This is a genomic window from Neobacillus jeddahensis (assembly GCF_000612625.1).
Classification (GTDB): Bacteria; Bacillota; Bacilli; order Bacillales; family Cytobacillaceae; genus Neobacillus; species Neobacillus jeddahensis.
The window spans coordinates 1-12,188 of record NZ_CCAS010000046.1 but is presented as its reverse complement, the minus strand read 5'-3'; the positions used below and the strand labels follow the sequence as shown (position 1 = coordinate 12,188).

Below are 12,188 nucleotides of genomic sequence, written 5' to 3'. Positions count from 1 at the left end.
ATATGCAAAATAAATTACCATTTTCTCGGTATTTCATCATAGGAGTCATGTTATTTGCATTATTTTTCGGTGCAGGGAACTTAATTTTTCCAGCATCGCTTGGACAAAAAGCAGGGGAAAATATTTGGGTGGCTGTATGTGGCTTTTTGATTACAGGAATTGGCTTACCTTTTCTTGGGATTTTAGCGATAGGCTTTTCTGGAAGCAAAAATCTACAGGAACTCGCAGGTCGAATTCATCCCTTATATGGCATTGTATTTACCGCAGTTCTTTATTTAACCATTGGGCCGTTTTTTGCAGCGCCAAGAACAGGAGCGGTGGCCTATGATATCGGAATTGCTCCGTTTGTCCCGGAAGCATATGCACAAATCGGACTGTTAGCATTCACCTTTGTTTTTTTCATCGTTACCCTTTGGTTTTCGTTAAATCCAGCCAAGATTGTTGATCATATCGGCAAAATTCTTTCACCGGGGATTATTATCCTTATTTTTGTGTTATTAGTCATGGTCATTGTTAAACCCATTGGCTCCATCGGTGCACCACAGGAGTCTTATATCCATGGATCATTTATGAAGGGCATAATGGAAGGCTATAATACAATGGATGCACTTGCTTCGCTTGTTTTTGGTATTATTGTCATCAACGCCATTCGTTCAATGGGTGTGACCTCTACTCGCGGGATCTTAATTGCCTCCGCGAAATCTGGGATAGTAGCTATCGTGTTTCTTGGCATCATTTATGCGGGAGTTGCATACTTAGGAGCAAGTAGTACAGAAGCATTCGGATTGTTTGATACAGGGGGACCAGTACTTGAAAAGGCTGCTTCTTATTATTTTGGGTCATTAGGAACCATCATGTTATCGATTATAATTATCCTAGCTTGTTTAACGACGAGCATAGGATTGATGACAGCATGTGGTGAGTATTTTCATACACTGATACCAACACTCAGCTATAAGATGTGGGTTGTTATTTTTTCAGTGATCTCTTTTGTTGCTGCAAACTTTGGTTTATCGAATATCATTCATTTCTCGATTCCTGTCTTACTGTTGTTATATCCCTTAGCAGTTGTTTTAATGCTTCTGACATTTTTGTCAAAGCTATTTCATCATTCAAGAGTCGTTTATATAGCTACGATTGCAGTCACCTTTATGATCAGCTTAATCGATGGCATTAAAACTTTCTGTCAGCTACTTGAAATAAACTATTTTGGCTGGCTTGAAGTGGTTGTATCATTTTATGAAAAAACCTTACCTCTCTATGAAGACGGATTGGGGTGGCTGTTGCCTGTTTTTGTGACTATGGTCCTTACTGGGTTAATTGTGCGAATTGTGAATACTGCTGTTATTCGGCAAAATAATAAAACTGAAGGTGTATTATAAGTGTCCCCACTGTGATGGGGATGTTTTTTTAGCCGATTGGCAAGCATAACTTTCCTATCAGGCATAAGTGCAACTTCGCCCTCTGTCTTCACCCTTTGGGCTCGCCAAGCGGCGAGCTTTTGGACTGCATTATTGAGGTATCCGTAATAGTGATGATACTTACAAGGAAAACTATAACCGATCTGATTAATTGAGGTGTTTTTATTGGAAATAAGACAGTTAAACTTATTTATGGAAGTTGCTAAGAATAAGAGTATTACAAAAGCAGCTGAAAACCTACATCTGTCACAGCCTGCCTTAAGTAAATCCATAAAGGCATTAGAGGAAGAGCTTGGAATGACCTTAATTATTCGCACCAATAAGACAAGTGACGTTACTGACGCAGGCAAGGTTGTCCTTGAATTTGCACAAAAAATAAATGTGCTGGTGGATGAAATGAAAACGACATTAAATGACATGACCAACTTAACTAGGGGGCAAATCAATATCGGATTGCCACCTTTTATTGGCAGTTTGTTTTTCCCAAGAGTCATTGCCAAGTTTCATCATGCTTTTCCTAATATCGAACTGAATATAACTGAATATGGTGGGGCCAGAGTCGTGAAAAGTGTCGAGGAAGGGGAGTTCGAGCTGGGAGTAGCCGTACTGCCCATTGATGATCAACTATTTAATATCTACCCAATCGTGGAAGAAAAAATGAAGTTGTTGGTTTTCAAAGATCATCCCTTATCGATGCGTGCAAGTGTTGATCTTGAGGAATTAAAGAATGAGGAGTTTATTTTTTATCACGAAGAATTTGCGCTGAATCAAATTATGTGGAATCACTTCAGCAAGGCGGGGTTTGTTCCGAAAATCTTATTTAAAAGCTCACAATGGGATCTTATGACCGAAATGGTAGCTGCAAACTTGGGCATTACGATTCTTCCACAATCTATCTGCAACCGGGTATCCAACCATGATTTAAAGGTTATCGATCTAGAGCAAGAAATCCTATGGCGGTTAGCCGTCCTAACAAAGAAAGACCGCTATATCTCTAATGCTGGAAGAACCTTCATTGATTTTATTCTGAAGGATCCATTATAACTATTAGTTATGCAAATCATTCTGAATATGTATTTTACGAATGATGAAAAACAGCGTACCATTACTCTATAGTTAATTTCGTTTAAGCAAAAAGGAGTTCTATCGCTCCTTTTTTTGCATGAAGAAAGGATATTACGATGAAACTTGGAGTAATTATTATACAAGTATTATTTTTATATTTATTTTTATTCTTGGGAGCAGCTGTTAAAGAAATCATACCTCTTCCGATTCCTGCTTCGATGTTCGGATTATTCCTTCTGTTTTTAGCTCTTTGTTTAAAAATGATTAAGCTAGAGTGGGTTGAAAAAGGAGCAAATTGGCTACTGGCTGAACTTCTGCTGTTCTTTATCCCATCGGCAGTGGGGGTTGTAAATTATGATGAAATTTTAAGCGTACAAGGTGCAGAAATTGTTGGGTTGATTGGAGTAAGCACAATTATTGTGATGGGCATGACTGCCTTAACTGCTGAAAAAATAATGGGGCGAAAGGGGGGGAAACAACAATGGAGATGATTCTTGTCATTATATTAACGTATCTTATCTATCGATTGTCAAAAACAGCATATGGCAAATGGAGCTTTCCCTTATTTCATCCATTGTTGCTTGCCCCAATCCTACTGATTTTTCTTATCTTCATGGTGGATATGTCAGCAACCCAATACATGCATAATTCTAAATGGTTGACCAATTTACTTGGACCAGCAACAGTTGCTTTCGCTGTTCCGATTTATAAAAACTTGGCCATCATTAAAAAATATATTGGGACGATTATTGTTAGTATCACGTTCGGAACGCTCGTCGCTATTTTTTCTACGTTTGGATTGTCCAAATTATTACATTTAAAATATGACTTTCTCATTTCTATTTTGCCAAGGTCGATTACGACACCAATCGCAATTGAAGTATCAAAGGAGATAGGTGGACTACCAACCTTAACAACAGTTTTTGTGATTATTACGGGCGTTATCGGCGGAATTGTCGGACCAACCGTGATTAAGTCCTTGGCCATTAAAACGCCCATTGCTAAAGGGCTAGCACTGGGAATGGGTGCTCATGGGGTCGGAACGAATAAAGCAATGGAATATGGAAAACAAGAAGCCACATTTTCATCGCTAGCAATGATTTTTGCGGCATTGATTACGTTAATCTGGGGTGCAGTGATTATTCCTCCGTTGATGAATATGAATATCCACCATATCTTATAGTAATTCATCCGAAATGGGTGGGAAATTTCATATCTTAAGTTAATTTCCTCAAACGGTTGCCATAACATAGTTATGACGACTGTTTTTTTTTATTAATCAAACCATTAGGGGAGGAAAGGCAATGCTGCGAAGTGTAATCGTTGTGCGTGACGATGAAGAAAGTGTAAGAAATGCGATTAGAGAAGTATTACGAGCAAAGCATAAGGGCCATGAAGTTGCTCTTGATCTGACTAGAGTTAAGGATAGAGAACGAAAAAGGGAAATCATGAAATTGTTAACAAAGTATTAACTCAAATGCTAATATTCGCCTTTATCTATTTTTTTATTTGTATGTGGAGGTTTATTCTTAACAAGAAAACGAGCTCCATGATTTCTGAATGCTCGTTTTCTTGAACAATATCGGATTATTTGTCTACAGGAAATTCCTCTAATAATTGGATAAGATGACGAACTGCATAGGCGAAGCCATCATCATTGTTGGACTTGGTTATGATATCCGCCTTTTGTTGCACATGAAGTGGTGCGTTTTCCATTGCTACTGAAGTAGTAGCCACTTCAAATTGGGCGAGATCGTTTCCCCCATCACCGAAGGCAATTATTTCATCAAAGGTAATCTTCATCAGATCCTGGTAGCGCAATAAAGCCTTCCCCTTATGTGCTTCAGCTGAGGTGATTTCAACATTATTTGGAAAAGAAGATGCCATCGAAATTGGAAATTTACCAAATAAAGTAGTTTTTACTTTTTCGATTCTATCTAACTCATCATGATGAACCAATGCAATTAGTTTATAGATTTTTAGATTGCCATTTTCAAGAATTTCATCATAATTACTTTCTAGAAACAATTCATTCAGTTCCTGCTTACTTTTTCCATGTAATGGTGGCAGGGTGGAGGGAAAGCCGCCATGGTTCGTGTAAACGAGAATCCCAACTCCTAAATCCTTTAAAATTGAAAATATTTTTCGAAAGGTGGTATTTGATAGGGTTGCTTCAAAAAGTAGCTCTCTATCTTCTGAGAACAAAACAGCACCATTCACACAAAAGATAGGAATCTGCATATTTTGAATCGCTTTTAATTTAATGACATCAGCGTAAGCACGGCCCGTATTTAATATAATACAGTGTCCTTGGTCCTTTAGATCGGCCAAAGCTTTTAAGTTTGCTTCTGATATTTCATGGTCAGAGTTTAACAAGGTACCATCTAAATCAATTGAAATGCATTTCATTGTGCTAATTAATTCCTTTCTATTCAAATCTTATTAACTACTATAGCAGATTTATAGGAAATACGTGATGGAGGAATTTATCTACGAAGGAGTCAACCTGTGTCAATCATGTCACTGGAACCAATCTCTAGTCTGTTTCAAGTCCATAAACGGTTTAAGGCAAGCTCGTTTAAACAAGCTTGCCTTTATCTATTATGAAGATGGATGAAGGCGGGATGAATTATCCGCGTCTTCCACCTCGACCGCCTCGTTTTGTTTCGGTGTTCCGCTTGAGGCTGGATAAGTTCTCTTCACTGGATTTAAGGAACTTAGCCACTTTATCTTCAAAACTTTCCTTAGGTTTGAAATTACCTTTTGAACGGAAGTCTTTTGATCGATTATCACTTCTTCCTTGTCTTGCTGGGCGTTGTGAATAAGATGAAGTTTGACCTTCAGGTTTATCTATCGCTTTTTTAATAGATAAGGCAGTTTTCCCGTCTTTCTCACTAATTACTTTCACTTCAACTAGATCGCCAATTTTTAGATGGTCATTCACATCTTTTACATAGCTATCTGCAACCTCACTAATATGCACGAGACCAGTTGAGCCTCCTGGTAGTTCCACAAACGCTCCAAAATTAGTGATTCCTGTTACTTTACCTTGTACTTTACTGCCTACTTCAACTGACATAGAAATATAGTTCCCCCTCAATAATGTTAAAGACACTTCATTATATCAAATAATTGAAAGAAATAGTATCAACTCCTTACCACTTGTTTTACCAATTCATCCCGAAAGCACATGAAATCTGAAGTCTGTGGCCATTATTGGAAAAATTATTATGTTTTACAACCATTAATTGAACAGTTTCGATACCATGGTAGACCTTCTTTCAAACGGATTGAATCCAATGTGATAACTGCCTATAATCATAATCAACAATAAATTTATTCCAGTAATATCTGATAAAAAACATTCATATAATTTCCTTACTCATAAAAAAGGGAGTGAAAAGATTGATAAAAAGCAAAGAGGAAGCTTCAGCTTTTCTAAAAAATTTTGAAACATTTGCTCAGTGGGATGGTAAAAAATATTACCTTACGATCGAAACGGTTAATCCAATTGGTACACTCACGATTATGAAGTCAAAAAATGGAAAATTCTTTTACCATCGAAAAAATGAACTTTATTGGGATCTTCAAGAAATCATGATAGACACGGATATTTTAATCGATATTATCTGGGTATTTAGGACAGCAATTTCTAAGTCAATAAAAATGCTGGTTTAAACAATAATAATATATTTTCAAAGCATTCAATTCAATCGTTTATCCTAATCCTTTTTAAGCCATTCCAAAAACTTCTCCTATATAATAATCCCCTTTTTCTGCAAATCAAAAACAAATACAAGACTGAAAATTTCATTATTTCAGGAAATATTCAATGTCCAAGAGGACTGTCCTGCAGAGAGATGAAATGTTTTCCTAGATATAGGTAATGGTAAAAAACAAGAAAGAATGAACATAGGGATTACGTCCATAATATATAACGAAAAGGAGGAGTGTCTCATGGTGAAAAATAAAAATATGAATAATGATCCATCCGGAGAATTAAAGAGAGCATTAAGTAAAAGTCCCCCCAGAAGCAATCCGAACATGAGTGAAGCGGAGCAAAGGTTGAAGTTTCCTGAGAAGAAAATATAACGAAAAATAGGGTTTCTAACAAATCCATAGGAGGGCTAACAATGCCGGAACAAAACCCGATTGAGTATTCTGGAAAAGTACTCGATCAACGAAATGACTTAACGGGTCCTAATTCTGAAAAGGGTTCTTTTCCAGAACGGCCAAAACATGTCCCTATTCAACAAAAACAAGATAATACAATGAAATAGCTAGCAAAAATGTCCAGCTGGTTTGGAATGACAACTACGGGCTGCCACAGGGCAGTCTTTTAATATGTTTTTTTAGTCTAGTGTTAAACACGAATGATGTAGTTGAGGTGGTCTCTCCAATAATTGGTAAGTAGTCCTGGACAAATAGGCATAATGCAAATTCTTGTAAGCAATAAAGTTTGTTTCTTTTATTTCCATTGTTACTATAGGTATATACCTATTTAACGAAAGGATCATTCATTATGTCAACCATTCATATACCAGTATCTGTCTTAAATTTAGCCCCGATTCGAGAAGGACAGGGTCCCAAACAAGCTATTGACGCAATGGTAGACCTGGCTCAAGCTGTAGAAAAAATGGGCTATCAACGCTATTGGATTGCAGAGCATCATAATACGCCTACACTGGTCAGTTCCGCGACGTCTCTTTTAATTAAACATACATTAGAGCATACCGATCATATACGAGTGGGGTCTGGGGGAATCATGCTGCCTAACCATTCTCCACTAGTGGTGGCTGAACAATTTGGAACGATGGCAGCAATATATCCAGACCGATTAGATCTAGGTCTAGGTCGTGCACCTGGAACAGATATGATGACTGCAAATGCCTTAAGACGTTCAAAAAATGATTCCGTGTATACTTTTCCTGACGATGTTCAATCCTTGCTTATCTATTTCGGTCCAAAAGAGCAGCAAGGTTTTGTAAAAGCTTACCCAGGGGTTGATACGAATATTCCTATATATATCCTGGGTTCTTCTACGGATTCGGCTTATCTAGCGGCACGTTTAGGTCTTCCATATGTATTTGCATCTCACTTTGCTCCAAGATATATGGACGAAGCTATTTCCATTTATCGAAGTCGTTTTCAACCATCTGCATACTTGGACAAGCCCCATATGATGGTATGTCTTAATGTGATTGCAGCAGAAAGTGATGATGAAGCGAATTTATTGTCGACTACAATGCAGCAATTTTTCTTAAATGTAGTGCGTGGTTCGCAAACACCTTTACAGCCTCCTGTAGAAAACCTAGACGCTATTTGGAATTCAGCGGAGAAAGAGATGGCTAGTTCAATGTCGAGACTAACATTTATTGGTAGTAAGGAAACTATTCTCCACCAAATGACCAGTTTTCAAGAAAAATATAATGTAGATGAAATGATGGCAGTTTCTTATATTTATGATCCAGACAAACAAAAAAGGTCATATGAAATTTTTAAAGAAGTAGTAGATGGTAGATAACGGCATACACACAATCATCAGTTAAAATTAAAGACCTCAGTGAGAACACCAATTCTCTCTGAGGTCTTTTTGATCATGTTAAATTATTGTTGGGAAAATTTTCAATAGTAAAGAACCGATAGAGGATTTTACCATTTATTATAGAAATCTTATATAGAGTTAGGCAATTTATTGGGGGGATAGACGTTGCGAAATAAAGAAATGTTACTTATTCCAGGCCCGACGCCGGTCATTGATTCGATTTATGATGCATTGGCACAAGAAACACGAGGTCACACAGACGGAAGGTTTGCCGCTATTTACAAAAATGCGATAGAGAAAACAAAGGAAATGCTTAAAACAGATGGTGAAGTATTTGTTATTGCCGGATCTGGAACAGTTGCCATGGAGATGGCACTTGTCAATACGGTCGCAACAGGAGAAAGGCTTTTAGTCATTAGTCATGGTTATTTTGGAGATCGCTTTGTTAAATTGGGAGGAGCTTTTGGCATTGAAGTAGAGGTGCTTCAATCAGAATGGGGCAAACAGGTTTCACCAAGTGAAGTGGAAGAAAAATTGGTAAATGGCAAGTTTAAAGCCGTGACGATTACCCACGCTGACACGTCGACCGGGGTAGCCGCTAATTTGGATGCGCTCATTCCAATCATTAAAAGACATGGAGCACTGGTAATACTTGATGGGGTTTGTGCGACTGCTGCAATGGAAGAAGATATGAGTAAGCAGTATGGTGAAGAGAAAGGCAAAATTGACGTCATTTTAACTGGCTCACAAAAAGCCATTGGTGTTCCACCTGGATTAGCCATAGTAGCATTTAATCAAACAGCCTTGACTGCTCGTGCTGAAATGTCAAGAGTTCAAGCATACTATTGCGATATTTATAATTGGATTCCAGTTATGAATGACCCGGTGAAGTATTTTGCCACGCCACCAGTAAATCTTATATACGCTTATGATGAGGGAATGTCCCTGGTCTTGGAGGAAGGGATGGAGCGAAGATATCAGCGTCACGCTGCATTTGGCAAAGCCACCAGAGCGGCACTTACTGTATATGGTATGAAACCTTTAGCAGGGGAAGAGGAAGCCGCGGCTACGCTAAGTTGTATTCTTTATCCAGAAGGAATCGATGATGTTTCATTCCGGACTGCTCTTGCCAACAAAGGCCTTATCGTAGCTGGCGCGCTTGCCCATTTGGCAGGTAAGGCATTTCGAATTGGTCATATGGGTAATACAACAGAACAGATGTTGGAGGATGCTATTGAATTAATTGGAGAGACCATGAATGAGCTAGGTTATCCTGTTGATGTAGTAAAAGCTGTTGATATTTTTAAAAAGAAAGTCGGGATCAGAATTTAGCTCGAAGAGTATCTCAAAAAACCACCCTCTCTGATAAATAGAGAGGGTGGTTTTTTAGCTATTTACGGCTTGGAATTGGGTCATAAATTCATTGAATGCCTTGCATGCCTCAAGTGGAACGGCATTATAGGAAGACACGCGGCAGCCACCGATAGAGCGATGACCGTTTACACCGATAAAGCCTTCTTGTTTAGCTTCCTCTAAAAATTTCTTTTCTAATTCTGCTGTTTTTAAGTTGAAAGTGATATTCATGAGAGAACGACTATCCGCATTTGCATGGCCGATGTAAAAACCATTACTGTTGTCAATGGCTTCATATATGAAGTTAGCCTTTCGATCATTTTGTGCAGAAATAGCAGACAGGCCGCCTAACTCATGTACCCAGTTTAGGACCTCTCCTAACATATAAATGCCAAAGGTTGGTGGGGTGTTATATAAGGAATTGTTTTTCGTATGGGTACTGTACTTTAACACGGTTGGGATATTTGTGTTTGCTTGTTCGAGTAAGTCTTTTCGAATAATAACAACTGTTACTCCAGATGGGCCAAGGTTTTTCTGTGCGCCCGCATAAATTAATGAAAACTTACTAATATCAATCTGCTTTGAAAGGATATCACTCGACATGTCTGCAATTAGTGGGAGCTCTCCAGTGTCGGGGAAGTCTCTCCATTGTGTACCATAAATAGTATTGTTGGATGTAAGATGTAAAAATGCATCAGTTGGGTGGTAGGTTAGTTGACCTAAATTTGGTATACTGCGGTACTTATCTTCTTTTGTGGAAGCTGATTGATAAACTTCACCAAAAAGTTTAGCTTCAGCATATGCCTTTTCAGACCAGGCACCTGTCATAACATAACCAGCTTTTTTCCCAGGTTGTAAAAAATTCATTGGAATCATCGAAAATTGCAGACTTGCCCCACCTTGAAGAAAGAGAACCTCATAGGAATCTGGAATAGATAGCAGCTCCTTTAAACGATTAATCGCCTGGTTATGTACTTCTTCGTAAGCGCTGCTCCGGTGGCTAAGCTCCATGATGGACATGCCCGTACCACGAAAATCAATCAGTTCTGACTGAGCTTTTTCCAAAACGGAAATAGGTAAGGCGGAAGGACCTGCATTAAAATTATAGGTTCGGTGTATTTGCAGTTTCATTTTCTTCACTCCCATTTTTTATTTACTTGAATATATCATATTTTTCTAATATTGAAACAATATCTTTTTCCAACCTTTAAAAATAATCATAAATAATATATACAACATCAGCAAAAAAGCTTGTAGAACTAAATTGACCCGATAGTTCTACAAGCTTTTATTTGGGTTTAGGGATTATATAATAGTAGTTAAATCAATCCAAGGCGCTCTAAGCCGTATCGTACTCCATCTTCCTCTGCGGTTAGGGTTACCATTTTTGCTACTTGTTTTACTTCCTCACGGGCTGAACCCATAGCCACCCCCATTCCAACCAGGGAAAGCATTTCGATATCATTAAGGCCATCCCCAAAGGCGACCGCTTCATCAGGAGCAATGCCGATTCTTTCTAAAAGCTTAGTTACACCTACTGCTTTATTAGAGTTAGACAAATTTACATCACATGTTCTTGCTCCAGTAGAAGTCCATCTACGGAAATCTAATTCCGGAATCATTGTTTGATAGGAATATTCTTCCTCTATATCACAATGAAGGAAGAGTTGGTATATTTCTTGGTCCATCCAAAATTGTGGAGGAGCAAGTTCAGGCTTCCACGGGTCATGTTGATAGGCTTCCACAACAAAAGGATGATTGATATTAGTAGCTCTAAAGCTAGAACCACTTAAGAAGGTCAATGGATGTTGATTATCATTGGATAAGCGATTTACTTTTTTTAATAATGTTTTGTCAATAGAGCTCTTATATATTTCTTTTCCCTCATGAAGGGCATAGGCCCCATTAAAAAAGATCATGGAATTAACACCCGTGTCCTTAATAATGGACTCTGAAAAATAAGGGGCTCTTCCTGTAGCAATCACCACTTTAAAATTTTTCTCTCTTAATTGCTGAATGGCATCCTTTGTGGCTTGACTTAACATTCTTCCATGAGGAAGGATCGTCCCGTCTATATCTAAGATGATAAGCTTGTAATTCATTTAACACACTCCTAAAACTAATATGCAAACTTGCATGGTTACGCAGCAATATCCATAGCCAAGTATAACATGCATAACTATTTCATCATCCACTTCATCCTGATATAATTTTATTTCTATGTATATCTTTTCCGTCTGCACCAATATTCACCCATTATTTGGTTCAGTTATTCATGATTGATAATAAAGTTAGGAGGGAACAGGTAAGAATTCTGCCCTTTTTAAGTTGAAAATAGAACTAAAGTTCAATTGGTTTTGTAGTACATCCTGTGAATACAAAGTAAAAAGGACGGTCAAAATATTTCTAATAAATATTTGAGGAAATGGGGAGCAAAATATAATGGAAGTGCTATCCCAATTAAATGAGGAAGTGGAGTAATGTTTGGAACATTTGGTACATATTTGAAAAATAATTTCGCGAGGTGCTCGTATGGCAATAGCAAAAATTGGTGATATGATTTCCTTTAAACGAGAAGGAAATAACTTTGAAGGGACAGTTACTGGCATTAGAGAAAATTCCGTGATTGTTCAATATGGTTATTCAAAGGACAAAGATGAACCGTTGACAACCATTGTCAACCATAAAAATTATAAAATTTCAAAAGTATAAATGAAAAGGCCTGTCCATTTTGTATTTAAGTTGAATAAGCAAAGGACAGGCCATTCTTTCTTTACTCGGTTTAGTCTTATCCTTTTTTAAAA

15 protein-coding genes are annotated in these 12,188 nt (G+C 37.8%); 11 read left to right on the top strand and 4 right to left on the bottom strand.

Features of this window, described 5'->3' with window-relative positions; genetic code table 11:
• The first annotated feature begins 2 nt into the window (after window positions 1-2).
• The 5 genes from brnQ (at window position 3) to TY15_RS24395 (ending at window position 3,958) form a co-directional block, all read left to right on the top strand.
• Entirely contained in the window at window positions 3-1,382 is a 1,380-nt protein-coding gene (gene brnQ, locus TY15_RS17055) for a branched-chain amino acid transport system II carrier protein (RefSeq protein ID WP_040208819.1), read from the top strand.
• Window positions 1,383-1,586: 204 nt separating this feature from the next.
• Window positions 1,587-2,465 carry a LysR family transcriptional regulator gene (locus TY15_RS17050; RefSeq protein WP_040208820.1) on the top strand — a complete coding sequence of 293 codons (879 nt, stop codon included), beginning with the start codon at window positions 1,587-1,589 and terminating at the stop codon, window positions 2,463-2,465.
• Between the two features lie 137 nt (window positions 2,466-2,602).
• Complete coding sequence (locus TY15_RS17045) at window positions 2,603-2,977, top strand: CidA/LrgA family holin-like protein (RefSeq protein WP_040208821.1); 375 nt, start codon at window positions 2,603-2,605, stop codon at window positions 2,975-2,977.
• Window positions 2,968-3,669 (top strand): LrgB family protein, encoded by a 702-nt coding sequence (locus TY15_RS17040; RefSeq protein ID WP_040208822.1) that lies wholly within the window; start codon window positions 2,968-2,970, stop codon window positions 3,667-3,669. The genes TY15_RS17045 and TY15_RS17040 overlap by 10 nt, the downstream gene beginning before the upstream one ends.
• A 121-nt stretch (window positions 3,670-3,790) precedes the next feature.
• Window positions 3,791-3,958: a hypothetical protein gene (locus TY15_RS24395; protein ID WP_157042270.1), complete on the top strand. Its 168-nt coding sequence runs from the start codon at window positions 3,791-3,793 to the stop codon at window positions 3,956-3,958.
• A 115-nt stretch (window positions 3,959-4,073) separates the two neighbouring features.
• Here the strand turns inward: TY15_RS24395 and TY15_RS17035 are convergent, their stop codons facing one another.
• Entirely contained in the window at window positions 4,074-4,895 is an 822-nt protein-coding gene (locus tag TY15_RS17035; RefSeq protein WP_040208823.1) for an HAD family hydrolase, read from the bottom strand.
• A gap of 220 nt (window positions 4,896-5,115) precedes the next feature.
• The gene (locus TY15_RS17030; protein WP_040208824.1) at window positions 5,116-5,565 is read right to left on the bottom strand and encodes a S1 domain-containing RNA-binding protein; all 450 of its coding nucleotides are present in this window, start codon (window positions 5,563-5,565) and stop codon (window positions 5,116-5,118) included.
• Window positions 5,566-5,891: 326 nt separating this feature from the next.
• On the opposite strand from TY15_RS17030, the gene TY15_RS17025 reads away from it, so the two are divergent.
• The 5 genes from TY15_RS17025 (at window position 5,892) to TY15_RS17015 (ending at window position 9,363) form a co-directional block, all read left to right on the top strand.
• Window positions 5,892-6,164, top strand: coding sequence for a hypothetical protein (locus tag TY15_RS17025; RefSeq protein WP_040208825.1), 273 nt, complete (start codon window positions 5,892-5,894; stop codon window positions 6,162-6,164).
• A 279-nt stretch (window positions 6,165-6,443) separates the two neighbouring features.
• Entirely contained in the window at window positions 6,444-6,578 is a 135-nt protein-coding gene (locus tag TY15_RS25205; RefSeq protein ID WP_257000292.1) for a hypothetical protein, read from the top strand.
• Window positions 6,579-6,619: 41 nt separating this feature from the next.
• The gene (locus tag TY15_RS24390) at window positions 6,620-6,766 is read left to right on the top strand and encodes a hypothetical protein (RefSeq protein WP_157042269.1); all 147 of its coding nucleotides are present in this window, start codon (window positions 6,620-6,622) and stop codon (window positions 6,764-6,766) included.
• Window positions 6,767-7,008: 242 nt separating this feature from the next.
• Window positions 7,009-8,010, top strand: coding sequence for an LLM class flavin-dependent oxidoreductase (locus TY15_RS17020; protein WP_040208826.1), 1,002 nt, complete (start codon window positions 7,009-7,011; stop codon window positions 8,008-8,010).
• Between the two features lie 186 nt (window positions 8,011-8,196).
• On the top strand, window positions 8,197-9,363 hold the full coding sequence (locus tag TY15_RS17015) for a pyridoxal-phosphate-dependent aminotransferase family protein (RefSeq protein WP_040208827.1): 1,167 nt from the start codon (window positions 8,197-8,199) through the stop codon (window positions 9,361-9,363).
• A 54-nt stretch (window positions 9,364-9,417) separates the two neighbouring features.
• Here TY15_RS17015 and serC read toward each other — a convergent pair whose 3' ends face one another.
• Together serC and TY15_RS17005 are read right to left on the bottom strand one after the other, a co-directional pair.
• Complete coding sequence (gene serC, locus TY15_RS17010) at window positions 9,418-10,515, bottom strand: 3-phosphoserine/phosphohydroxythreonine transaminase (protein ID WP_040208828.1); 1,098 nt, start codon at window positions 10,513-10,515, stop codon at window positions 9,418-9,420.
• A gap of 188 nt (window positions 10,516-10,703) precedes the next feature.
• The gene (locus tag TY15_RS17005; RefSeq protein WP_040208829.1) at window positions 10,704-11,486 is read right to left on the bottom strand and encodes a Cof-type HAD-IIB family hydrolase; all 783 of its coding nucleotides are present in this window, start codon (window positions 11,484-11,486) and stop codon (window positions 10,704-10,706) included.
• 430 nt (window positions 11,487-11,916) lie between these two features.
• Here TY15_RS17005 and TY15_RS17000 point away from each other — a divergent pair, with 430 nt between their 5' ends.
• Entirely contained in the window at window positions 11,917-12,096 is a 180-nt protein-coding gene (locus TY15_RS17000; RefSeq protein WP_042375033.1) for a DUF2187 family protein, read from the top strand.
• Window positions 12,097-12,188 lie beyond the last annotated feature (92 nt).

What these genes read in the sequence shown, in the direction of transcription:
- TY15_RS17040 (WP_040208822.1), top strand. Translation starts at nt 2,968, where the DNA reads ATGGAGATGATTCTTGTCATTATATTAACGTATCTTATCTATCGATTG.
- serC (WP_040208828.1), bottom strand. Translation starts at nt 10,515, where the DNA reads ATGAAACTGCAAATACACCGAACCTATAATTTTAATGCAGGTCCTTCC.
- TY15_RS17020 (WP_040208826.1), top strand. Translation starts at nt 7,009, where the DNA reads ATGTCAACCATTCATATACCAGTATCTGTCTTAAATTTAGCCCCGATT.
- brnQ (WP_040208819.1), top strand. Translation starts at nt 3, where the DNA reads ATGCAAAATAAATTACCATTTTCTCGGTATTTCATCATAGGAGTCATG.
- TY15_RS24390 (WP_157042269.1), top strand. Translation starts at nt 6,620, where the DNA reads ATGCCGGAACAAAACCCGATTGAGTATTCTGGAAAAGTACTCGATCAA.
- TY15_RS17000 (WP_042375033.1), top strand. Translation starts at nt 11,917, where the DNA reads ATGGCAATAGCAAAAATTGGTGATATGATTTCCTTTAAACGAGAAGGA.
- TY15_RS24395 (WP_157042270.1), top strand. Translation starts at nt 3,791, where the DNA reads ATGCTGCGAAGTGTAATCGTTGTGCGTGACGATGAAGAAAGTGTAAGA.
- TY15_RS17035 (WP_040208823.1), bottom strand. Translation starts at nt 4,895, where the DNA reads ATGAAATGCATTTCAATTGATTTAGATGGTACCTTGTTAAACTCTGAC.
- TY15_RS17030 (WP_040208824.1), bottom strand. Translation starts at nt 5,565, where the DNA reads ATGTCAGTTGAAGTAGGCAGTAAAGTACAAGGTAAAGTAACAGGAATC.
- TY15_RS17005 (WP_040208829.1), bottom strand. Translation starts at nt 11,486, where the DNA reads ATGAATTACAAGCTTATCATCTTAGATATAGACGGGACGATCCTTCCT.
- TY15_RS25205 (WP_257000292.1), top strand. Translation starts at nt 6,444, where the DNA reads ATGGTGAAAAATAAAAATATGAATAATGATCCATCCGGAGAATTAAAG.
- TY15_RS17045 (WP_040208821.1), top strand. Translation starts at nt 2,603, where the DNA reads ATGAAACTTGGAGTAATTATTATACAAGTATTATTTTTATATTTATTT.